The following is a 22801-nucleotide window of genomic DNA, read 5'->3' as shown; positions in this document are numbered from 1 at the left end:
TTTTGGAGAAATGAAATTCAAGACTGCACGGACGACTGCAATGCGTGCAGTTCTTCCAGCAGACGTGCCAGCGATGTGGCGGCGGCATTCACCACGCGCTCGCCCTTTTCGGCGGTCGCGGCGTTGGACTCTCCGACGGCGCCGCTTGCGTTGTAGTCCTCGATGGCCCAGCCCATCTTGGCGCTGCGGCCATTGCCGAGGATGGCGAATTTTTCGGCGCGATCCTGCGAGGTCGAACGCCAGTTCTGCGCGCGTTCCATGTGCACGGTTTCGGGTGAGAGATGCAGCATCATCGAGGTCTCGATCTGCCCGGCATGGATGCCGAAGCGATGCTCGTGCGCGCTGAATTGGGCATTCACTTCATCGGGCAGCGGCAGGCTGAACCAGCTGCTGCTGTAGACCATCAAGCCATGCTGCATGCGCAGTTCGCGCGCGACGATGTCCATCACGCTGACCTGTCCGCCATGGCCGTTGAGCAGCAGCAGCTTCTTGATGCCAGCGCGCGCCACGCAAGCCCCTAGCTCGGTCCACAGCGCAATGATGGTGGCGGGCGACAGGGTCAGCGTGCCTGGAAAATTCGTGTGCTCGGTGCTGAAGCCGATGTTCTGCGGAGGCAGAAAAAGCACCGGCACATCCGCAGGAATCTGCGGCAGCGCGGCGTCGATCACACCTTGCAGCAAGGTCGCATCCACGCTGAGCGGCAAGTGCGGACCATGCTGCTCCACCGCTGCCACGGGAAGCACGGCAATGGTCTGCGCGGCCAGTCCATTGGTCTGCGCGAGCGCGAAATCATGCGCGCTCACCTCGGCCCAATGGCGTGATGGCCAGGTGGTGGCGGAGGAAGATGGCTTGCTGTGAGCGGTCATGGCAGTGCGGACAAACTTTTAACTCAGAACTGACTTACTGCGGCACATTGTGGCAGGAAGCGAAGCCGCTTGCGCGGCAAGCAACTCAGGCCTTTGTCTGGCAGACTCCGCACAAACCAAAACACACACTTGCCGCCCATGTCCACCGATTCCAACCGAACGACCGCCCTGCCCAGGCCGTCGCCCACGCGCGACCTCACCAAGGGCCCCATCGTCCGCACGCTATTCATCTTTTCGCTGCCGATTCTGGCGGGCAATGTGCTGCAGTCGCTCAACGGATCGATCAACGCGATGTGGATCGGTCGCTTTCTCGGCGAGGCTGCGCTCACCGCCACGGCGAACGCCAACAACGTGATGTTCGCGCTGATCGGCATGATCTTCGGCGTGGGCATGGCGGCGACGATTCTGGTCGGCCAGGCCATGGGCGCGCACAACGTGCAGCAGGCCAAACGCGTGCTCGGCACCAGCGCCACGTTCTTTGGCGCGGCCTCCATCGTGATCGCTGCCGTGGGCTGGCCGCTGGCACGCAAGCTCATGGAGTGGATGGACACACCTGCCGAGTCGCTGCCGCTGGCCGAGGCCTATCTGCAGGTGATCTTTCTGGCGATTCCGCTGCTCTATCTGTTCGCCTTCGTCTCCGCCGTGCTGCGCGGCGCGGGCGACACCAAGACGCCGTTCTGGTTTCTGCTGCTGGTGGTGGTGCTGGACACCGCGCTCAACCCGCTGCTGATCTTTGGCTGGGGGCCTGTGCCCAAGCTCGGCATGACCGGCTCCGCACTCGCCACGCTCGTCGCCAACGGAATTGGCTTTGCGCTGATGCTGGCATGGCTGCGCATGCGCCAGCACCCGCTGTGGATTGGAAGCCATGAGCTGGCGCTGTTCAAGCCGGACCTGGTGATTCTGCGCACGCTGGTCACCAAAGGTCTGCCGATGGGTGCGCAGATACTGGTGATCTCGCTCGCGATGATCGCCATGATTTCGATGGTGAACGCATACGGCGTGCACACCGCCTCGGCCTACGGTGCGGCGCTGCAGCTCTGGACCTATGTGCAGATGCCCGCGATGGCGATCGGCGCGGCCTGCTCGTCGATGGCCGCGCAGAACGTGGGTTCCAAACTCTGGGACCGCGTCGAAGCCACGGCCCGCGCGGGCGTGTTCTGCAACATCGTGATGACCGGCACGCTCATCGCCATCATCATCTTCGCCGACCGCTACATGATGGGCTGGTTCCTGCCACCGGGCAGCGAGGCCATCGAAACCGCGCGCCACTTGAACCACATCGCCATCGGCTCGTTTCTGTTCTTCGGCGTGACCTTCGTGCTCTCGGGCGTCGTGCGCTCGACCGGCGCTGTGATGCCGCCGCTCATCATCCTGGCCGTCGCAATGTGGGGCATCCGCGTGCCGGTCGCGCGATTTTTGCAACCCTGGTGGGGCGCCGACGCGATCTGGTGGAGCTTTCCGATCAGCGCGTTCTGCTCGATGCTCGCCATCGTGGCGTATTACCGATTTGGCGGCTGGCGCAAGGCGCATATGCTGCCCACGCCTGCCGCCGCATCGTCAGCGGCCACGGTCACTCGATCTTGAAACCGGTTTCCTTCACCACGCGTTTCCAACGCTCCGTGTCGCTCTGGATGTGCTTGCCGAATTCTTCCGGGCCTTCAAAGCGCGGCACGTAGTCGTAGGATTTCAGCTTGGCGATCACGTCCGGCATCTTCACGATCTTGGCGAGTTGGGCGGCGAGTTCGTCGACGATGGGCTTGGGCGTTCCCTTCGGCGCGAGCATGCCGGCCCATGAGCCGAATTCCATGCCCTGGATGCCCAGTTCCTTGAGCGTGGGAACCTGCGGAAACGATTCGGCGCGCTGCGGCATGACGACGGCAATCGCCTTGACCTTGCCTGCCTTGATCATCTCGACCGAGACGAACGAGTCGAACGAGATGTCGACCTCGCCCGCCACCACGGCCTGCATCTGCGGGCTGGTTCCTTTGTATTGCGCGTTGATCACCGAAGGCGCGTTGATGGCCTTCTTGAACTGCTCGGTCACCAGTGACAGCATGCTGCTGCCCGACGATGCGGACAGCGGCTTGTCGGTCTTCTTCGCCAGCGCGATCAGCTCCTGCAGATTGTTGGCGGGCAAATCCTTGCGCGCGATCAGCACAAAGCCCACGTCACAGACCAGCCCGATGGGCTCGAAGCTCGCGAGCGCTTCGTAGTTGGACTTGTAGATCACCGGGCTGAGCGTTTGCGCACCTGCCGTGTTGAACAACAGCGTGTAGCCATCCGGCGCGGCGCGGGCGACGAACTCGGAGCCGATGGCACCGTTGGCACCGCCCTTGTTGTCCACCACGAACGACTGGCCCATGGCCTCGCCGAGCTTCTGCAACACGAGACGCGCGACCACGTCGGTCGTGCCGCCTGCGGGAAAAGGCACGATCACCTTGACCGGCTTGTCGGGATACTTGCCCGATGCCCAAGACCACTGCGGCCACCCGAGCGTTGCCGCACCCGCGGCAGCACCCGTCAAAACTCCCCGGCGTGAAATCCCGTGCATGAGGCCTGTCTCCTGTGTTGGCTTGAGAGAAAAACATCATTGCAACGGCGAGCGCACAAAGTCCAATTGCAAAAGGCAATGCAAGCATTCGTGCGACGTATAGGACTTCGGAAAGTCTGCGGCCTCACTCTGAGCGGCTTGGCGGATGTTGCAATGCAACACCCGCCACTCAGTGCAAACCACTATGTGACGAGCGCGCCGCAGCGCCGCGCATCAACGATGGTCGAAGCTCACCGTCAGTTCGTCGCCCACCGGTCGCGCCTGGCAACTCAGCACAAAACCCTGCGCGACTTCGTCGGCTTCGAGCGTGAAATTCTTGTCCATGGAGACGCTGCCGCACAGCACCTTGGCGCGGCAGGTGCAGCACACGCCTGCCTTGCAGGAAAACGGCAGATCGAGCCCGGCATCGAGCGCTGCATCCAGCACATGTTCGGTAGGTGCCATCGCGAGCTTGTGCTCCGAGCCATCGAGCACCACGGTGAGCTTGACGGTGCGCGCAGCTTTCTCCTTGGGCGCATCGATGCTGATGATCTGCGCGCCGCTGGGAGCGCCTGCGTTGAAGCGCTCGGTATGCACGCGACTGGCAGGAACGCCGAGTTCGACCAAGGCTTTTTCGGTGGCGTCCATCATCGCTTCGGGGCCGCAGATGAAGACCTCGTCCATGCTTTTGACCGGCAGAAAAGTGGAGATCAGCGCGTTCACTTTGTCGGCGTTGATGTGGCCTTGCAGCAGGTCCACTTCCTGCGCCTGTCCCGACAGCACGTGGATCATCGTGAAGCGGTCGGTGTAGCGATCCTTCAGGTCCTGCAGCGCTTCATTGAACATGATGCTGGCCATGTTGCGGTTGCCGTAGATGAGCGTGAATTTCGACTCGGGCTGCTCTTCGAGCGTGCTCGCGGCGATCGACAGAATCGGCGTGATGCCCGATCCGCCCGCAAAACCGACACGATGGATCGCGCGTGGTTTCTTCACGGTGAAGCGGCCATCGGGCGGCAGCACGCGCAGACTGTCTCCGGCCTTGACCGTGGTGGCGGCCCAGTTGGAGAACACCCCGTTTTCCACGGGGCGAATGCCGATCTCGATTTCGCCATGGTGCGCAAAGCGGTTGCGCGGGCTGCTGATCGAATAATTGCGGCGCACGTCCTGGCCGTTGATCTCGGCGCGCAAGGTCAGAAACTGGCCTGGCTCGAACGCGAAATCATCGCGCAACGCGGCGGGAACATCGAACGCGATGGCGACCGCGCCTGCGGCTTCCGGGCTGACGCGCTTGACCTTGAGTTCGTGAAAATGTCGTGGTGCAAAAGACATGCTGCGCTCTCCGGTTGCGCCTCAATAAGGCTTGAAATAGTCGAACGGTTCCTGGCAGCTCTGGCACTTGTAGAGCGCCTTGCATGCCGTCGATCCAAAGTGCGATGACTCCAGCGTGTCGTGCGATCCGCAATGCGGACACGGCACGGCAACCGATGGCGCGGCGGCATGGCGCACAAAGCGCAGCAGGCTCTCGCCCGCATCCAGCGCAAGCGCTGGCGTGGCGCAGCTCTCCATCGGCGGCGCGATGCCGTAAGCGCGCAGTTTTTCGCGCGCGGAATCGGTCATCCAGTCGGTGGTCCATGCAGGGGCGAGCTGCGTGAACACCTTGGCCTGCAGATTCGCGTCCTGCAATGCGGCGCGCACATCGTCCTCGATCTGCCCCATCGCCGGGCAGCCGCTGTAGGTAGGCGTGATGACCACTTCCAGCCCGTCGCTCACCCGCCGCACCTCGCGCAGAATGCCCAGCTCGCGCAGCGACACGACGGGGATTTCCGGGTCGGTCAGCGATTCGAGCACGGCCCACGCGGCTTGCACGTCGTCGTCGCTTGTCACGGGCTGCATGGCGATCACCAACTCGCTTGCGGCAACGAACGCGCCACGCATTGCATCTCGGCGAGCAGAAAACTCAGGTGCTCGGAATGCTCGCCGCTCTTGCCTCTGGGGATGTAGCCGCCCTCTTTCGGGCGCACAAGCGTGGCCTCGGCCAGTGTGTCGTTCACGAGCGCATCCCAGGCCGGACGCAGGCTGTTCACATCGACGCCCACACCCGCCAGCAGCGCTGTTTTTTCGATGCCGCTGTCGCTCCAGAACTCCTGCGTGTAGGGCATCAGATGATCGACGGCGGCCTGCGTGCGGGCATGGGATTCGTCCGTTCCGTCACCCAGACGAATCACCCATTCGCGCGCGTGGCGCAAGTGGTAGCGCACCTCCTTGAGCGACTTGGCGGCAATCGCCGCAAGCTGCTCGTCGGGCGATTTCTGCAGCGTATCCCACACCAGCACCATCAGCGCGCTGTAGAAGAAATTGCGCACCAGCGTCGTGCCGTAATCCATGTCGGACTGCGCATAACCCACCAGCGGGCCGTGGTGCGGCAGCTCCAGCAACGTGTAATTGCGGAAGTCACCCGCATCGCGGAAATACGCCAGCGTGTCTTCGGTGGCACCGTTGCCGAGTGTGGCCGCTGCGTGCTGATACAGCAGGCGTGCCTGACCGATGAGATCGAGGCTCACATTGGCGAGCGCGATGTCTTCTTCGAGCGCCGGGCCGTGGCCCGTCCACTCGGCATTGCGCTGGCCCAGCACCAGCGCGTTGTCCGCGAGATGCAGCAAATAAGGAGCGTTTGCAGTGCCTGTCATCACATGTGCCCCACTTCGTCGGGAATGTCGTAGAACGTGGGATGACGGTAGATCTTGTCGGCCGCGGGATCGAAGAATTCGCCCTTGTCGTCCGGGCTGCTGGCCGTGATCTGCGCCGAAGGAATCACCCAGATACTCACGCCCTCTTGCCTGCGCGTGTAGACGTCGCGCGCCAGTTCCAGCGCGTGCTGAGCGCTCGATGCATGCAGGCTGCCGCAGTGCTTGTGATCGAGGCCCTGCTTGCTGCGCACGAAGACTTCCCACAAAGGCCAGTCTTTCAAAGCCAAAGCGGCAGGTGCGGTCGTTGCTGATGTGGTCATGCGGCCTCCTTCATCGTGCGTTGCTGCTGTTTGCGGGCGTGGGCAAGCGCGGCATCGCGCACCCATTGGCCTTGCTCGTAGGCCTTCACGCGGGTGGCGAGGCGCTCCTTGTTGCAGGGGCCGTTGCCGTTGACGGTGGCCCAGAATTCATCCCAATCGATCTGGCCGTAATCATGGTGGCCGCGCGCCTCGTTCCATTTCAGATCGGGGTCGGGCAGGCTCACGCCCAGCACCTTGGCCTGCGGCACGGTGGCGTCCACGAACTTCTGGCGCAGGTCGTCGTTGGAGATGCGCTTGATGCCCCAGCGCTTGCCCTGCTCGCTGTTCGGGCTGTCGGCATCGGGCGGACCGAACATCGCGAGGCACTTCCACCACCAGCGGTTGACGGCGTCCTGCACCATGCTCTGCTGCTCGGGCGTGCCGCGCATCATCACCAGCAGCGACTCATATCCCTGGCGCTGATGGAAAGATTCCTCCTTGCACACGCGCACCATCGCACGCGCATACGGGCCATACGAGCAGCGGCACAGCGGCACCTGATTCATGATGGCCGCGCCATCCACCAGCCAGCCGATCACGCCCACATCGGCCCAGGTGAGCGTGGGGTAGTTGAAGATCGAACTGTACTTGGCGCGGCCCGTGTGCAGCGCGTCCAGCATCTGGTCACGCCCGGTGCCCAGCGTCTCTGCGGCGCTGTACAGATAGAGGCCATGCCCCGCCTCGTCCTGCACCTTGGCGATGAGAATCGCCTTGCGCTTGAGGCTCGGTGCGCGGCTGATCCAGTTGCCTTCGGGCAGCATGCCGACGATCTCGCTGTGCGCGTGCTGGCTGATCTGGCGCACCAGCGTCTTGCGGTAGGCCTCGGGCATCCAGTCCTGCGGTTCGATGCGGCCGTCGTCATCGATGCGCTGGTTGAACTTCGCCATCAGTTCGGGCGATTCGGGGATCGCTGCGGGACGCACGGCAGGTTGCCCTGCGGCATCGTCCGGAACGCTGAATGATTGGGTGTACATCGCGTGGGCTCCTGCTGTCAGACTTGGCGGGGACGCTCGTCGAACACGCGCCGGGCCTTGCCGGTCAGCGTGCGCGGCAGCGCATCGGCGTCGAGCACCGTGACCTTGGTCGATATGCCGACGATGGTCTTCACATGGTGCTGCAGTTCCTTGCTCACATGCTGCACCTCGGCCTCGCTCATCTGGCCGCTGAGGCTGTGCTGCAGCTCGCAGCGCAGCTCCATGTTGTCCAGATGACCGTCGCGCGTCAGGTGAATCTGGTAGTTGCCCGAGAGATGCGGGATGCGCATGATCTGCTCTTCAAGCTGGCTTGGAAACACGTTGACGCCGCGCACGATCAGCATGTCGTCGGTGCGGCCGGTGATCTTGCTCAGACGTCGGAAAGCGCGCGACGTGGGCGGCAAGAGGCGCGTCAGATCACGCGTGCGGTAGCGGATGACGGGAAAGGCCTCTTTGGTCAGCGAGGTGAAAACCAGCTCGCCCAGCGATCCATCGGGCAGCACCTCGCCGGTGTCGGGGTCGATGATTTCGGGATAGAAATGGTCCTCCCAGATCACCGGGCCGTCCTTGGATTCGATGCACTCCGACGCCACGCCCGGCCCCATCACTTCGGTGAGCCCGTAGATGTCCACCGCGTCGATGCCGAGCTTCTTCTCGATCTCCGCGCGCATGCCTTCGCCCCACGGCTCTGCGCCGAAGATGCCGACCTTGAGCGAGATGTCTTCGGGCGCGATGCCCTGACGCTGGAATTCTTCGGCGATCACCAGCGAATACGACGGTGTGACCATGATGGCATCGGGCCGGAAATCGATGATCTGCTGGATCTGCTTTTCCGTCTGCCCGCCCGACATCGGCACCACCGTGCAGCCCAGTCGCTCGATGCCGTAATGCGCGCCCAGCCCGCCCGTGAACATGCCGTAGCCGTAGGCGTTGTGCACCATGTCGCCCGCACGCACACCGGCTGCGCGAAGCGAACGCGCGACCAGCGCGGCCCAGTTGTCTATGTCTTGCTTCGTGTAGCCCACGACGATGGATTTGCCGGTCGTGCCGCTCGATGCGTGCAGGCGCACGACCTGCTCGCGCGGCACGGCGAACAGGCCGAAGGGGTAGTTGTCGCGCAGGTCCTGCTTGGTCATGAACGGAAAGCGCGACAGGTCGGCAAGCGTCTTCAGATCATCAGGATGCACCTGCTGCGCCTCGCACTTGGCGCGGTACGCGGGCACGTTGTCCCAGGTGTGTCGCACAGACCAGCGAAGGCGCTCCAGCTGCAGCGCGGCGACCTCATCGCGACTGGCTTTTTCAATGGGCTCCAGTTCGTCTGGCCGGGGTTGCTTGACGGGCATGGCATGTCTCCTTGGAGGATGGTTCTGTGTGTGACGTCGTCAACCTTCGCCATTCAGGCTGGCTGTCACTTCGCCCTTGATGCGGTAGCTCTTGCCGCGAAACAGCGCCACCGCCTTGCCGCCGACCACGCTGATCGTGACGTCGTAGACGCCCGTGCGGCCTGCGGCAGAGCGCTCTTCGGCCACGGCTTCAAGCAGGTCGCCTTCATGCGCTGGCGCGAGAAAATCGATATGGCAGGCCGACGCCACCGTGTTGAGGTTGTGGCTGTTGCAGGCGTAGGCAAACGCGGTATCGGCCAGCGTGAACATCAGGCCGCCGTGGCAGGTGTCGTGGCCGTTGATCATGTCGCCGCGAACGCGCATGCGCAACGTGGCGCGGCCCGGCGCAACGGACAGCAAGGCCATGTCCAGCGCATGCGCCGTGCGGTCGCGCTGCCACATGGCTTTGGCGGCGGCTTCGGCAAGGGCTTGCGGATCGAGGGAAGAAGAAGCTGAAGAAGAGTTGGTAGCGGCATCCATCGTCATGCTCCCGTGAAGCGCGGCGCACGCTTTTCCATGAATGCCGCCACGCCTTCCTTGTAGTCCGGCGAACGGCCCAACTCACGCATCGCGTCGCGCTCGGCATCGAGTTGTACGCTCAAATCCTGACTCATGGAAGCCCGCATCAACTCGCGCGTGCGCACCAGCGCTCGCGTGGGCGCGGCAGCGAATTGCGCGGCTAGCGCATCGACCGTGCTCGCCAGATCAGCGTCGTCCACGCATTGCCAGATCAGCCCCCAATCGGCGGCTTTTTCTGCAGGCAGTTTTTCCGCGAGCAAGGCCAGCCCCATGGCGCGCGCCATGCCCACGCGCTGCGGCAAAAACCAGGTGCCGCCGGTATCGGGAATCAGCCCAATTTTGGAGAACGCCTGCAGAAAGCTGGCCGAACGACCGGCGATCACCACATCGCAGGCCAACGCCACGCTGGCTCCCGCACCGGCCGCCACGCCGTTGACGGCGCAGATCGTCGGCACGCGCAGGTTCTGCAGCGCAAGCACCAAGGGCTTGTAGTTCTTCTCGACCGATGCGCCAAGGTCCGGAGCTTCCGTGGATTCGCCCGAAACCGAGCGGTCATTCAGATCCTGTCCCGCACAGAATCCCCGCCCAGCGCCGGTCAGCACGAGCACGCGAATCGCGGCGTTGGCGTTCACCTCGGCCAGCACTTCGCGGATTTCCGCGTGCATCTGGTCGGTGAAGCTGTTGAGCCGGTCGGGCCGGTTCAAGGTCAGGCGCGCAACGCCCGCATCGACGGCAAAGGCAATGGTCTCAAACGACATGCTGAAGTTCTCCTCACACGTGACGACGGCGCTGCACCACGCGAAAGCGGTTGGCGACGAAGGCGGAGTCCGAGTACGAGGCGTTGGCCGACGGGTTGCCGCCCGTGCCGTGGTAGTCGGAATAGGCGCTCGACTGGTTGACGAACACGCCGCTCGTCAGGTTGATGGACAGCGCCACCTTGCCGCGCCAGGTGGCTGCCGTCATCGCATCGATCACCTCGTCGCGCGTGGAATACAGCCCCACGGTGAGCGCGCCGTGCTCGCGCACCACGCGCTCCGACAGCGCAAGGCCCGCCGCCGTGTCGGCCACCTTCACAACAAAGCTGATGGGGCCAAAGCGCTCTTCCATGTACGCCGATTCATCGACCGCATCGCAGGCCAGCAGCACCGGCGTGCGCACGGCGGCGTTCGGAAATTCAGCGTTGGCGATGCTTTGCGAGGCGAGCACCACGCGGCCAAGCGCGCCGGAATTCGCCAGTTCGATGCGGCCCTGCGTGGCATCGGACTGGATGGCACCAAGTACCGCGCAAGCGACTTCGGGCTTGGAGAGAAAACGCGTGATGGCCGCGCCCAGATCGGCGCAGACCTCGTCATAAGACTTGTGACCTTCGTCGGTGTCGATGCCGTTTGCGGGCACGAAGATGACCTGCGTCGTCGTGCACATCTGCCCCGAATACAGCGACAGCGTGAACGCCAGATTGCCCAGCATGGTCTTGTAGGCGTCGGTCGAATCGATGACGATGTTGTTCACGCCCGCCAGCTCCGCATAGACCTGCGCCTGCTTGCAGTGATCGATCAGCCATTGGCCGAAAACGTTGCTTCCGGTGAAGTCCACCGACCGGATGCCGGCGTGCGTGGCCAGCGCCTGCGTCACGGCGCGATCGTCCGTCACGCAGAGGGTGACGAGGTTGGGATCGATGCCGTTTTCCGCCAGCACCTTGCGGAGGGTGGCCACGGTGATGGCCGCAGGCAGGATGGCATTGCTGTGTGGTTTGACGATGACCGCATTGCCCGTGGCGAGCGCGGCAAACAGGCCGGGGTACGTGTTCCAGGTGGGAAAGGTGCCGCAGCCCACGACCAGCGCCACGCCACGGCCGACGATCTCGAACTGCTTTTTCATCACCAGCGGCGGGTTCTTGCCTTGTGGCTTTTCCCAGGTCGATTCGGCAGGCACGAAACTCTGCTCGCGCCATGCGTAGGCCACGGCTTCAAGGCCGCGATCCTGCGCATGCGGCGCGCCGGCCTGAAAGGCCATCATCCAGCCTTGGCCGGTGGTCATCATCACCGCATGGCCGAGCTCGAAGCTTTGCTGGTTCAGGCGAGCGAGCATTTCCAGACAGATGCCCGTGCGCCCCTCGGCACCCACGGCCTGCCACGCGGGCATGGCCGCCGCGCCCGCCGCCACCAACGCCTCGTGATCGCACTGCGGATAGCGCACGTTCAGCGATCCGCCGTAGGGCGACGCCTCGTGCCCGATCCAGCCGGTCTGTCCCGGCTGCTGCAGCTCGAAATGCCGACCCAGATGCGCCTCATAGGCGCGCTTGCCGTCGTCGGCAGCAGTTTCGCCATAGGCCTTGGAACTGGGCATTTCCGCGTAGGGCGACCAGTAGCCGCGTGTGGCAATGGCCTGCAGCGCGCCTTGGAGCGTGGCCTGGTGCTTTTCAAACAAGGGATGCGTCATGTGTTTTCCGAGGTGTGCTGCCAGATGGCCCCTATGCGCCACGAGTCGTGAGCACGTTGGCTTGGCGAAAGCAATACAAAAAATCAAGAAACCGCAATAAAAGTGTATCCCTTCCAAATTTTGAAAGGACGGTGATTACCCTTAAATGATCCTAAAATTTATTAAACTCAGTTAAGTTTGTATCGCTTTGATCAATACGCTCTGCAACGGAAGCACGGCGTCGCTTCGTCGCTACCATCACGAAGAGATCACGCAAAGACTGGATCACCCCTCGCTCATGACCGAACCCAACGCCTCGCAAGCCATCGACGCCCTGCTGGAGCGCTTTCGCCAGAAAAGCCGCGTGCAGGCGCGCGCGCTCATCACGTCCGTCTTCGGCGATGCCGTGCTGCCGCGCGGCGGGCGGGTCTGGCTGGGCAGCCTGATCCAGTTGCTGGATCCGCTGGACATCAATGAGCGGCTGGTGCGCACCACGGTTTTCCGGCTGGTCAAGGAAGAATGGCTGCAGGCCGAGGCCGTGGGTCGACGCACCGACTACATGCTCACGCCCGACGGCCAGCGGCGCTTTGAAAACGCCTCGCAGCAGATCTACGCAGCCGACAGCCCCGGCTGGGACAAGCGCTGGCGGATGCTGATGGTGATGGGCGATCTGGACGCGCGCCAACGCGAGAAGCTGCGCAAGGCGCTGGCCTGGCAGGGCTTTGGCGACACGGGGTCGGGCTGCTTCATCCATCCCACGGCGGAGCTGGAAGCCGCGCTGGACGCCGTGGCCGCCGAAGGGCTGGCCGATCTGCTGCCGCAGCTCATGCCGCTGGTCGCCGTCAACCCCAAGCTCAGCCCCGCAGCGGAAGACGCCAGCCTGATCCAGCACGCCTGGAATCTGGAAGAACTTGCCGTCGCTTATGGCAACTTCGTCTCACGCTACCAGCCGGTGCTCGACGCGCTGCAGCGCACGCCCGCCAGCGAGGTGAACGCAGAACAGGCCTGCCTCACGCGCATTCTGCTGATCCACGATTTCCGCCGTTATCTGCTGCGCGATCCGCAACTGCCCGAGGTTCTGCTGCCCGCCGATTGGCCGGGCAACCGCGCAAGACAGTTGTGCAAGGAAATCTACCGGCGGCTGCTCGAACCCTCGGAGCGGCATCTCGACCAATGCCTGCAGTTGTCTTCGGGCGCCATGCCCGCTGCGGCCGACTGGCTGCAAAGCCGGTTTCAGCGCAGCGAAGACGCGCTCTCACTGGTCGAATAAGTCAGCATAGGCAGCGCATCCGAAATCAGGGGCAATGCCGAACTGCTCGCGAGCGACTTCCGGGAGCGCCACAATAGGCGGATAGGGAACCTAAGCCGAGCCACAGGCTCACACCCATGGTCATGTCCTCCAATCGCCTGCAGCGCTGGCTGCCCACTCTTCTTTTCGTAGCAGCAAGCGCCATGTCCGTTGGCGCGGGCGCGCAGATCCAACTGAAATCGTCCAGCGGCGCAGCCATGGGCAGTGTCGGCAGTGCGGGCAGCAGCACCGTCACCACGCCACATGTGCAGGCCGAGCTGATCGCGCAGGCACCCGATGGCATCGGCCCCGGCAAGCCGTTGCTGCTCGGATTGCAGATCACGCACCAGCCCGAGTGGCACACCTACTGGAAGAACCCCGGCGACTCGGGCCTGCCCACGCAGTTCGAATGGAAGCTGCCCGAAGGCATGGACGCGGGCGAGATCGCCTGGCCCGTGCCGCACAAGATTCCGCTCGGCTCGCTGGCCAACTACGGCTATGAAAACACCGTGCTGCTGCCCGTGCCGATGACGGTGGCGAGCACCTTCAGCCCCGGCCCGCTCGCCAAGGATGTGACCTTCCAGTTGCAGGCGACCTGGCTGGTCTGCCGCAAGGAATGCATCCCCGAAGAAGGCACGTTCACGCTGCAGGTGCCGGTGCAGGGCACGACGGCGCTGAACTCCGCCGCGTTTGAGGCTGCCGCCAAGGCGCATCCCAAGCATCTGTCCGCCGACGCGAGCGCCAAGGGCTCGGTCAAGGTCGATGGCGACGCGATCAACGTGCGCGTGGCTGGTTTGCCCACAGAACTCAAAGGCAAGACGCTCGCCTTCTTCCCCGAAACCGAGGCCGTGATCGAGACCGCCGCCGACTACAGCCAGCAATGGGACGGCGACGTGTGGACCGCGCGCGTGAAGCTGGCCAAGCAGCGCAGCGAAAGCCCGTCGCCCATGCCCATCGTGCTGGCGAGCGACGGTCAGGGCTGGCGCGCCGAATTGCCAGTCGATGGCGGCTGGCCGCAGACGGCGGACCGCGCCGTCGTGTCGCCCGCGCTCGAAGCCGCGCTCAAGGCCAATGCACAACTTGGTGGTGGTGCCGCTGCAGCACCCGCGCCCTCGTCGATTTCCGCTGCGCCACTCGGCATCTGGCTCACCGCGCTGTTCGGTGCGTTGATCGGCGGTTTGATCCTCAACCTCATGCCCTGCGTGTTCCCAGTGCTCGCGATCAAGGTAGTCGGCTTTGCGCAGCACTCGCAGGACCGCCGCGCGCACCGCACCAGCGGACTGGCCTACACCGCTGGTGTGATCATGTCGTTCCTCGCGCTTGGCGCGCTCATGCTCGGCCTGCGTGCGGCGGGCGAAGCCGTGGGCTGGGGGTTCCAGTTGCAGTCACCTGGCGTGGTCGCGGCGCTGGCCGCGCTGTTCACCATCATCGGTTTGAACCTCGCGGGCGTGTTTGAATTCGGCCGCATGCTGCCTTCATCCTTGGCGAGCATGCAGGCCAAGCATCCGGTGGCGGATTCGTTTCTCACCGGCATTCTGGCCGTGGCCGTCGCATCGCCCTGCACCGCGCCGTTCATGGGTGCATCGCTGGGTCTGACCTCGACGCTTCCGGCCTTCCAGGCACTGGCGATTTTTGCGGCGCTGGGTTTCGGTCTGGCGCTGCCTTATCTGCTGGCCAGCTTCATCCCCGCCGTCGCGCGCGCCATGCCGCGTCCCGGTGCGTGGATGGACACGCTGCGCCGTTTCATGGCCTTCCCGATGTTCGCAACTGTCGTCTGGCTGGTCTGGGTGCTCGGCCAGCAAAGCGGCATCAACGGCGCGGCTGCGCTGCTGGCGATTCTGGTGGCGCTGGCGATGGCGATCTGGGCGCTGTTCTCGCTCACCGGCAAGAGCCGCATGATCCTCGCGCCGATCTCGGTGCTGGTGCTCGCCGTGCTGGCCTGGAGCTGGGCTCCGCGCGTCACGCAGATGCTGCCCGAGCCCTCCGCTGTAGTGGCAGAAACCAGCGACGCGAATGCATGGCGTGCATGGCAAAGCGGCCTGCCCGAGCAGCTTGTCGCACAAGGTCAGCCGGTGTTCGTGGACTTCACCGCCGCATGGTGCGTGACCTGCCAGTACAACAAGACCACCACGCTGGCCGATGCCGATGTGGTGCGCGACTTTGCCGACAAGAAGGTTGCCCTGCTGCGCGCCGACTGGACACGCCGCGATCCGCAAATCACCGCCGCCTTGCGCCAACTGGGCCGCAGCGGCGTGCCCGTCTACGTGCTCTACGCACCCGGCAAGCCGCCCGTCGTGTTGACCGAATTGCTCAGCAAGAGCGAGGTGCAATCTGCCCTGTCGGCGCTGTAGAAATTGATGCAGCGCTTATAAGAACCTGTTCACGATCTCCGCGGTGCCGCGCCAGCGACTTTGCGGGATGGGATGCAAGGCGCAATACCGCAGCAATAGCCGTGCTATTGCGAGGATTTGCAACGCCGCAGACCGCCCGCAAAGGCACTGGCCCTTCGGGTTGGGGCGAAATCGGGCGATTTTGGCGCGCTGGCTCTTGCATGGGCACGAGCCCATGCGGCGACCCATCACTCCAAACTCATCCCGATTGCGCCCCAACGCGGCATCGTGGAGATCGTGAACAGGTTCTAAGGGTAATCCCCTGCGCGGAAGGCGCTTGGCCTACAAGCAACCTGGTTCACAAAGTTCTAGACTGAGGACGTCCGAGGAACCCTGCAACCAATCCACACAAGGCGTCGCAGCGGCCGCGTCAACCCTCGGATGAGTCCCACAGGAGCACCCTGACGAGAGTGGCCACTGCCCGCCCTGTTCGCGCACAGGAGGTGGGCCATGCTTGCAACTTCATCGCACAATCCGATTCACCGTCACCCGTCGCAACGCAGCAGAAACCTGCTGTTGGCGATCGCGCTGGCGAGCTTGGCCGTTGCAGGTTTTGTACTGCCGTTTGTATGGGATGTGCTGGCCGCCGTCGACGCCCTGCCCAAGATGGCATGGCTCACCGACATCCTTTCGCGCTCGCCCGTGGTCAGTTGGGTGCTGATGTTCTTCTGGGGCGCGACGATTCCGCTGATGCTGCTGTTCACGCTGCACCAGTCGCCGCATCACCGCGTGCGCAACATCCTCGGCGTGCTGGTGCTGATGTTCATCGCCATCACCTGGTATGTGCACATGACGCCCGCCTTCCGCTGCGACGTGCTGTATCCCCAAGCGGAACTGGCCTGCAGCGCACTGCGCTGGGGGTTCAGCACCAGCCTCGGGTTGGCGACCGCCGCTTATGTGTTCAGCATCTTCGTGATCGCGTTTTCGTCGATTGGCTTTCTCGCCCAGTGCATCAGCGACAAGCCGGAAGCGCATGCATAAAAATCAGCTTCGAGAATCACGGCAAAACACGCGGGGGCTTTGCGGTTGGCGCAGCCCCCGCATTTCGTAAAATGGGCGTCGGGTGTCCTTGAGCAATCAGGCTTGGGGCAGGTTTGTTCAGCGCAGGTCGGGCCGCCGGCGCACATGAAGAAAGTTGTCGAATTCACGCTGCACGCAGCCGTGGGTTCGGACCTGTTCCATCCATGACCCAGACCTCCACCCGCAGGCCTGCGGCTTCGCGCCCGCCTGCCTTGCTTTCCTTTGCAGATCGCACCGCCGCCCTCCTCTCGCGCCACTTGCATTCCGACGCCGCTGGCGGCGTGGTCCTGCTGCTCGCAGCCGCTGCAGCGCTCCTCTGGGCCAACTCGCCCGCGCAGCATTCGTACCACGCGCTCTGGCATGCGATGCTGGGCTTTTCAGTTGGCGATTTCCAGTTCACGCAAAACGTGCACTTCTGGGTGAACGACGTGCTGATGACGGTGTTCTTTCTCATCGTCGGCATGGAGATCCGCCGCGAAATGCACAGCGGCGCGCTGGCCGAGCCACGTCAGGCCTTGCTGCCCATGCTGGCCGCGCTCGGCGGTGTGGCCGTGCCTGCGTTGGTCTACATCGCGCTCGTTCCTTCGGGCGCAGACAACGCCGTCCTGATCAACGGCTGGGCGATTCCCACCGCTACCGACATCGCCTTCGCCGTCGGCGTGCTCGCGCTGCTCGGTCGCGGATTGCCGCCTGCGTTGCGCGTGTTTCTGCTCACGCTCGCCATCATCGATGACCTCGTCGCCGTGCTCATCATCGCGCTGTTCTACTCGGGTGGATTGCAGTGGAGCATGCTGCTGATCGCGGCGCTCGGGCTGCTCGGCGTGTATGGCCTGCAGGCGCTGGGCGTGCGCCGCGCATGGTTCTATGTGCTGCCGGGCGCGGTGCTCTGGTGGGGCATCTGGCAGACCGGCGCGCACCCGACGCTCGCGGGCGTGGTGCTTGGTTTGATCACCCCCGTGCATGTGCTGCAGGGCCGCGAAAGCGCTGCGCCCGTGCAGCGCGTGGCCGCATCGCTGCACCCGTGGGTGACGTTCGGAATCATGCCGCTGTTCGCCCTCGCCAACGCGGGCGTGAGCCTGCAGGCCGATGCGTCCAACGCCGCCAGCACCGCGAGTACTGCAACCCACCACATCATGGTCGCCGTGGCCGCAGCACTGCTGATCGGCAAGCCGCTGGGCGTGGTGCTGATGAGCTGGCTGGCCGTGCGGCTGCGCATCTGCGCACTGCCGCCGCAGATGCGCTGGTCGCACATGCTGCTGGCAGGACTGCTGGCGGGCATCGGCTTCACCATGGCGATCTTCATCGCCACGCTGGCCTTTGCCGATTCCGAACTGCTGAACGCGGCCAAGCTCGGCGTGCTCGCGGCGTCGGCCTGCGCGGCGGTGCTGGGTCTTGGCCTGGGTCTGTTGCTCAAAAGACAAGATCGGTATTTGCAGCCATAAACCGCTAAACTGCTGCGACACACATTCTGTTGCACATGCACTCCTTACAGCCCGACCTCCTCACCGCGTTCGGCATGACGGCCCTGGCGGCCTTCACCGTCTCGTGGGTGATGTGGATGCTTGGTCGTCAGCACTGGCAGCAAGGCATGTCGCAAGCCGTGCTGAGCACGTCGCTGTTCGGGCTGGCCTATGTGTTCTTTGCACTGCAAAGCAAGCTCGGCGTGGTCGAGCTGCAGGCCACGTCCAAGACGCTGATCAGCGCCGCCATGGCCGCATTCACCATTGCGCTGCAACGCTTTCGGCAAAGCACCGATCTGGCGCGCGACAGCGCCACAGTGCTGCTGCCGCTGCTCGGGTCACTGGCTCTGGCCGTGATGTTTCTGCCCAAGGACCTTCCGGCGTTCAACCGCATGCAGACCATCGTCACCATGCTGCAGACCGGCTACACGCTGACCGTGCTGTACCGCATGCGCGCCAACACGCCAGGCACCGGCTGGTTGCTGGTCACCGGCGCTACCTGCGTGCAGTTGCTTGCCATCCTGCCGCTGGCCTTTGCGGGCCACCGGCCCTCGCCCACCTTCGGCACTGAAGCGCCCCTCGGCAGCCTGCTGGCCACCTGGGCCGTGTGTCTGATGCTGTTTCTCAAGCTGGTAGTCACCTCCATCGGCTTTCTCGTCATGCTGCGCGACCGCCAATTCGCGCTGGAGCGCCACAAGGCGCAGCTCGATCCGCTCACCCAACTGCTCAACCGCACGGCACTCGTGCGCGACATGAACAAGCTGATGGCCGCCGCTGCAAGCAGCAGCAAGCCGCTGTCGGTGATGGTGCTCGACATCGACCACTTCAAACGCATCAACGACCAGCACGGTCATCTGGTCGGCGATCAGGTCATCCGTCAGGTCGCCCAGACACTGCAGCAGCAATCGCGCGGCAAGGACATCGTTGCGCGCTACGGCGGCGAAGAGTTCGTGCTGGTGCTGCCCGACACCGACCCCGACGAAGCGCAGATAGCCGCACAGCGCTTTTGCCGAGGCATTCGCAACACACCGCTGATCCTGGACTCGGGTGAAAAAATCAACGTCACCGTCAGCGTCGGCATCCACTCGGGCGTGCCCGCACCGCAGGCCCACTGGGAAGCGCTCGTGGCCGCAGCCGACGCAGCCATGTACAACGCCAAGCGCAGCGGGCGTGATCGGGTGGTCGTCGCGGCCTCGTCATTCAAGGCCGCGCAAGCAAAAAGCGCCATCTGACACAGCAACGCCGAGGCAAGCGCAGCGCGCTTGGCTATGATCCGCCCATGCGCTGCTTGAACTGCCATCGACAGATAGAAGAAGGCTCCATCTGCCCTGACTGCCGGACGAGGCAAGCGCAGCCATCCGACGAACAGCCCAACGGCCTCTCGAACGGCTTCATGTGGTTTCTGCTGCTGACCGTCGTCGCAACTGCGTTCCTGGTGATCGCCAAATACCAAGGCCAGCCCGAGCTGTGGATGTGGACCGCGCTGATCGGCGTGACCTTGCTGCTGATCCTGCTGGAGTGCATTCGCAGATTCATCGCTCACCAGAAAAAACGGGCATCGGTGCCACCACCGAAAAGAACCTGGCAATCTCCGATCTACCCTTACCAGACCTATGAACTGGCAGAACCGCGCCTGTCCGATTTCGGCAAGTACCAGTGTCCGCAATGCCATAAGCATTTCGAACAATGGGAAGACGCCAAGCCAGAAAACGCCTCCTCGTGGTGGAAATTCATACTCCCCGAGCCCGCTTGCCCGCACTGCAAGACGCTGCTGCGCTGGCAGGTCTGGCCGCAACCGAGCACGCGCGAAGTGCTCTGCTGGCAGATCAGCAGCTTCTGCATGGCGTTGATCTTCATGCTGATCACATTCCATCAACTTGAACTGACGACGCAATGGTCTGAAGTGCTGATCGCCATCGCCAAGCTAGGCTGCCAGGTGCTCTGGATTCTGCTGATGACGCAGACGACGACGTCACCCGTACGGCCCAACTGGAGAACAGGCCGCTGGCTCCCCGCCAACGCTGCCGAGCCCGAGAAACAATCGCGCCGATGGATGGGCTGGTTGGGCATCCTCCTCTTGTTGGGAGTCGGCTGGCTTGTCTGGAAAATTCCCCTCCCCGCGCCCATGCTCGCACCGGCCATTCTCCTGCTTGCAGGCATGGCACTGCTGACAGGCATGAGCGCCGCTTTTCTCGCAGCGCGTATGCAGCGCAAAGCAAAGCCCGCCTCGCCGAAATGATTTGGTGATCACGGCAACGACCGCTATATTGCACTGCAACGCCAACACCGGAGTCCGCCATGAACACCCTGTGCCGTCGCAGCCTGATCGCATCCGCCGCGCTGCTTGCCTTCGCTACATCCATGCCCGCTTTCGCGGTAGCGACCGTAGGGCAGAAAGCGCCTGACTTCGCGCTGCAGGACACCAGCGGCAAAGCCGTGAAGCTGTCCGATTTCAAGGGCAAAAACGTGGTGCTGGAGTGGACCAATCCGGGCTGTCCGTTTGTGCGCAAGCATTACGAAAGCGGCAACATGCCCGAGACGCAGAAAGCGGCGCTAGCGCAAGGCGCGGTGTGGCTGGCGGTGAACTCCACCGACATGGCGAGTGGTGACTACCTCGAACCCTCCAAGCTCGCGAAATGGATTGCCGATCACAAGGGCGCGCCCAGCGCCACGCTGATGGACGAGGATGGCGTAATCGGCAAGGCCTACGGCGCGCGCACCACGCCGCACATGTACATCATCGATCCACAAGGCACGCTGGTGTATGCGGGCGGCATCGACAGCATTCCTTCGGCACGCAAGGAAGACATCGCCAAGGCCACGAACTATGTGAAGACGGCGCTGGCCGACATAGCGGCGAACAAGCCGATTGCGCAAGCCAGCACCAAGCCTTACGGCTGCAGCGTGAAGTACAAGGACTGATTGCGAAAACGGCAGTCACCTACGCGATCACCTACGTAACGCACCCGATTTCCGTAGGCAGGCATGCGCCCTACACTCGGGCCATGCTTCAAACTCCCGATACCGTCAGCACGCTGCGCGATGTTCTCACGCACTGTCGCACCCTCGCCGTGGTGGGCCTGTCGCCGCAATGGCACCGCCCCAGCCACTTCGCCGCCAAGTACATGCAGGCGCATGGTTACCGCATCATTCCGGTGAATCCGCTGGTCGCCAAGGAAGGCGGCGAGATACTTGGAGAGAAGGCTTATGCGAGCGTCACCGAGGCCGCCGAAGCGCTGCATAAGACCGGCGTGAAAATCGACATGGTGGACTGCTTTCGCAAGAGCGAAGACATTCCGCCGCTCGCCGACGAGGCGATTGCCATCGGCGCGAAATGCCTGTGGCTGCAGTTGGGCGTGTTCAACGAACCGGCAGGTCTGAAGGCCGAAGCCGCTGGTCTGCAAGTCATTCAGAACCGCTGCGTGAAGATCGAACATGCGCGCCTGTTCGGTGGGCTCGGCTGGATGGGCGTGAACACCAAGGTCATCTCCGCCAAGCGCCTGCAACAGTTGCCGTATTGATGAGTGAACACTTTCCCATGACAGATTCCAAACCCCACAACGGCGACCGCGAATTCGGTTTCGGCACCCGCGCCATCCATGCCGGTGCACAGCCCGACCCAGTGACCGGCGCGCGCGCCACGCCGATTCACCAGACCACCAGCTTTGTGTTCGATAACGCCGAACACGCATCGAGCCTGTTCAATCTGCAGACCTTCGGCAACGTCTACAGCCGCATCAGCAACCCGACCGTGGCAGTGTTCGAAGAGCGCATTGCCAGCCTCGAAAACGGCCGCGCAGCGATGGCCTGCGCCAGCGGCATGGCCGCGCAAATGGCGGCTTTGCTGGCGATTCTGAAACACGGCGATCACATCGTGGCCGCGTCCACGCTGTATGGCGGAACCGTCGGCCAGCTCGGCGTGGGCTTCTCGCGCATGGGCATCGAGACCACGTTCGTCGATCCGTCCGATCCCGAGAACTTTGCGCGCGCGATCCGCCCCAATACGCGCGCCGTGTATGGCGAGACCATCGGCAATCCGCTGGTCAACGTGCTCGACATCGCGGCGATTGCCGAGGTCGCACATGCGCACGGCCTGCCGCTCATCATCGACAACACGGTGGCCAGCCCCTACCTGTGCAACCCGATTGCGCTGGGGGCCGACATCGTCGTGCACAGCGCCACCAAATACATCGGCGGACACGGCACGACCATGGGCGGCGTGATCGTCGAAGGCGGCAAATTTCCGTGGGACAACGGCAAGTTCCCCGAGATGGTGGAGCCCAGCCGCGCCTACCACGGCGTGAAGTTCTACGAGACCTTCGGCGACTTCGGCTACACGATGAAGGCGCGCATGGAGGTCAACCGCACCTTCGGCGGCGTGCTCTCGCCGATGAACGCGTGGCAGTTGCTGCAGGGCGCGGAAACGCTGCATCTGCGCATGCGCGAGCACTGCCGCAATGCGCTCGCAGTGGCCAAGCATCTTGACCAGCATCCGCTGGTCGAATGGGTGAACTATCCGGGACTCGCCAATTCGCCGTACTTCGATCTGGCGAAAAAACAGTTCCGCAGCGTCGATGGCAATCCGGGCGCATCCGGCATCCTCACGTTCGGCGTGAAGGGCGGCGCGGCAGCGGGCGAGAAGTTCATCGACGCCTGCGAGTTCCTGAGCCATCTCGCCAACATTGGCGATGCGAAAACGCTGGTGATCCATCCCGCATCGACCACGCACCGTCAGCTCACCGACGAGGAATTGCAGAAGGCCGGGGTTTCGCCCGATATGGTGCGACTCTCGGTCGGTATAGAAGAGGTGGACGACATCCTCTGGGACATCGATCAGGCGCTGACCCGATCACAGCGCTGATCCGGCCACTACGCTGCGGCAGGGGACAAAAAACAAGCAGGAGACAT

21 protein-coding genes are annotated in these 22801 nt (G+C 63.6%); 10 read left to right on the top strand and 11 right to left on the bottom strand.

The window, feature by feature from the left end:
- Window positions 1–17: 17 nt before the first annotated feature.
- Window positions 18–866, bottom strand: coding sequence for a creatininase family protein (locus G7048_RS14340; protein WP_166068791.1), 849 nt, complete (start codon window positions 864–866; stop codon window positions 18–20).
- Between the two features lie 138 nt (window positions 867–1004).
- Here G7048_RS14340 and G7048_RS14335 point away from each other — a divergent pair, with 138 nt between their 5' ends.
- Complete coding sequence (locus tag G7048_RS14335; RefSeq protein ID WP_166068790.1) at window positions 1005–2450, top strand: MATE family efflux transporter; 1446 nt, start codon at window positions 1005–1007, stop codon at window positions 2448–2450.
- On the opposite strand, the gene G7048_RS14330 is transcribed toward G7048_RS14335, so the two are convergent.
- The 10 genes from G7048_RS14330 to paaN form a co-directional block, all read right to left on the bottom strand.
- A complete protein-coding gene (locus tag G7048_RS14330; protein WP_166068789.1) occupies window positions 2437–3417 on the bottom strand; it encodes a tripartite tricarboxylate transporter substrate binding protein in 981 nt (326 codons plus the stop codon). The two genes, G7048_RS14335 and G7048_RS14330, sit on opposite strands and share 14 nt — an antisense overlap.
- Window positions 3418–3630: 213 nt before the next feature.
- Window positions 3631–4725 carry a 2Fe-2S iron-sulfur cluster-binding protein gene (locus G7048_RS14325; RefSeq protein ID WP_166068788.1) on the bottom strand — a complete coding sequence of 365 codons (1095 nt, stop codon included), beginning with the start codon at window positions 4723–4725 and terminating at the stop codon, window positions 3631–3633.
- A gap of 21 nt (window positions 4726–4746) precedes the next feature.
- Window positions 4747–5289 (bottom strand): 1,2-phenylacetyl-CoA epoxidase subunit PaaD, encoded by a 543-nt coding sequence (paaD, locus tag G7048_RS14320; protein WP_166068787.1) that lies wholly within the window; start codon window positions 5287–5289, stop codon window positions 4747–4749.
- Window positions 5290–5294: 5 nt separating this feature from the next.
- Entirely contained in the window at window positions 5295–6086 is a 792-nt protein-coding gene (gene paaC / locus G7048_RS14315) for a 1,2-phenylacetyl-CoA epoxidase subunit PaaC (RefSeq protein ID WP_371747541.1), read from the bottom strand.
- Window positions 6083–6370: a 1,2-phenylacetyl-CoA epoxidase subunit PaaB gene (paaB, locus tag G7048_RS14310; RefSeq protein ID WP_205750399.1), complete on the bottom strand. Its 288-nt coding sequence runs from the start codon at window positions 6368–6370 to the stop codon at window positions 6083–6085. Before paaB ends, paaC begins: the two co-directional genes overlap by 4 nt.
- 29 nt (window positions 6371–6399) lie before the next feature.
- The gene (gene paaA, locus G7048_RS14305) at window positions 6400–7416 is read right to left on the bottom strand and encodes a 1,2-phenylacetyl-CoA epoxidase subunit PaaA (protein WP_166068784.1); all 1017 of its coding nucleotides are present in this window, start codon (window positions 7414–7416) and stop codon (window positions 6400–6402) included.
- A gap of 17 nt (window positions 7417–7433) precedes the next feature.
- Window positions 7434–8759 carry a phenylacetate--CoA ligase PaaK gene (gene paaK / locus G7048_RS14300; protein WP_166068783.1) on the bottom strand — a complete coding sequence of 442 codons (1326 nt, stop codon included), beginning with the start codon at window positions 8757–8759 and terminating at the stop codon, window positions 7434–7436.
- A 39-nt stretch (window positions 8760–8798) separates the two neighbouring features.
- Window positions 8799–9278, bottom strand: coding sequence for a hydroxyphenylacetyl-CoA thioesterase PaaI (gene paaI / locus G7048_RS14295; RefSeq protein ID WP_166068782.1), 480 nt, complete (start codon window positions 9276–9278; stop codon window positions 8799–8801).
- A 2-nt stretch (window positions 9279–9280) separates the two neighbouring features.
- Window positions 9281–10075, bottom strand: coding sequence for a 2-(1,2-epoxy-1,2-dihydrophenyl)acetyl-CoA isomerase PaaG (gene paaG / locus G7048_RS14290; protein WP_166068781.1), 795 nt, complete (start codon window positions 10073–10075; stop codon window positions 9281–9283).
- A 13-nt stretch (window positions 10076–10088) separates the two neighbouring features.
- Window positions 10089–11756, bottom strand: a complete 1668-nt coding sequence (gene paaN, locus G7048_RS14285; protein ID WP_166068780.1) for a phenylacetic acid degradation protein PaaN — start codon at window positions 11754–11756, stop codon at window positions 10089–10091.
- Between the two features lie 277 nt (window positions 11757–12033).
- Here paaN and paaX point away from each other — a divergent pair, with 277 nt between their 5' ends.
- From paaX to G7048_RS14240, 9 genes are all read left to right on the top strand, one after another.
- Window positions 12034–13005, top strand: a complete 972-nt coding sequence (gene paaX, locus G7048_RS14280; RefSeq protein ID WP_205750276.1) for a phenylacetic acid degradation operon negative regulatory protein PaaX — start codon at window positions 12034–12036, stop codon at window positions 13003–13005.
- A gap of 122 nt (window positions 13006–13127) precedes the next feature.
- Window positions 13128–15374 carry a protein-disulfide reductase DsbD gene (locus G7048_RS14275; RefSeq protein WP_166068779.1) on the top strand — a complete coding sequence of 749 codons (2247 nt, stop codon included), beginning with the start codon at window positions 13128–13130 and terminating at the stop codon, window positions 15372–15374.
- A 489-nt stretch (window positions 15375–15863) separates the two neighbouring features.
- Entirely contained in the window at window positions 15864–16394 is a 531-nt protein-coding gene (locus tag G7048_RS14270) for a hypothetical protein (RefSeq protein ID WP_166068778.1), read from the top strand.
- Window positions 16395–16597: 203 nt separating this feature from the next.
- Window positions 16598–17875: a Na+/H+ antiporter NhaA gene (gene nhaA, locus G7048_RS14265; RefSeq protein WP_166068777.1), complete on the top strand. Its 1278-nt coding sequence runs from the start codon at window positions 16598–16600 to the stop codon at window positions 17873–17875.
- 35 nt (window positions 17876–17910) lie between these two features.
- Entirely contained in the window at window positions 17911–19125 is a 1215-nt protein-coding gene (locus G7048_RS14260; protein WP_166068776.1) for a diguanylate cyclase, read from the top strand.
- A gap of 161 nt (window positions 19126–19286) precedes the next feature.
- Window positions 19287–20132, top strand: a complete 846-nt coding sequence (locus tag G7048_RS14255; RefSeq protein WP_166068775.1) for a hypothetical protein — start codon at window positions 19287–19289, stop codon at window positions 20130–20132.
- Between the two features lie 59 nt (window positions 20133–20191).
- The gene (locus tag G7048_RS14250; RefSeq protein ID WP_166068774.1) at window positions 20192–20815 is read left to right on the top strand and encodes a thioredoxin family protein; all 624 of its coding nucleotides are present in this window, start codon (window positions 20192–20194) and stop codon (window positions 20813–20815) included.
- Between the two features lie 83 nt (window positions 20816–20898).
- Window positions 20899–21414 carry a CoA-binding protein gene (locus G7048_RS14245; protein ID WP_166068773.1) on the top strand — a complete coding sequence of 172 codons (516 nt, stop codon included), beginning with the start codon at window positions 20899–20901 and terminating at the stop codon, window positions 21412–21414.
- 17 nt (window positions 21415–21431) lie between these two features.
- The gene (locus tag G7048_RS14240) at window positions 21432–22754 is read left to right on the top strand and encodes an O-acetylhomoserine aminocarboxypropyltransferase/cysteine synthase family protein (RefSeq protein ID WP_166068772.1); all 1323 of its coding nucleotides are present in this window, start codon (window positions 21432–21434) and stop codon (window positions 22752–22754) included.
- Window positions 22755–22801 lie beyond the last annotated feature (47 nt).

Origin of the sequence: Diaphorobacter sp. HDW4B (assembly GCF_011305535.1) — a bacterium.
In the GTDB taxonomy this organism is placed as follows: domain Bacteria; phylum Pseudomonadota; class Gammaproteobacteria; order Burkholderiales; family Burkholderiaceae_C; genus Diaphorobacter_A.
Note: the sequence above shows the minus strand (reverse complement) of the source record. Positions and strands in the feature narration are given on the sequence as shown.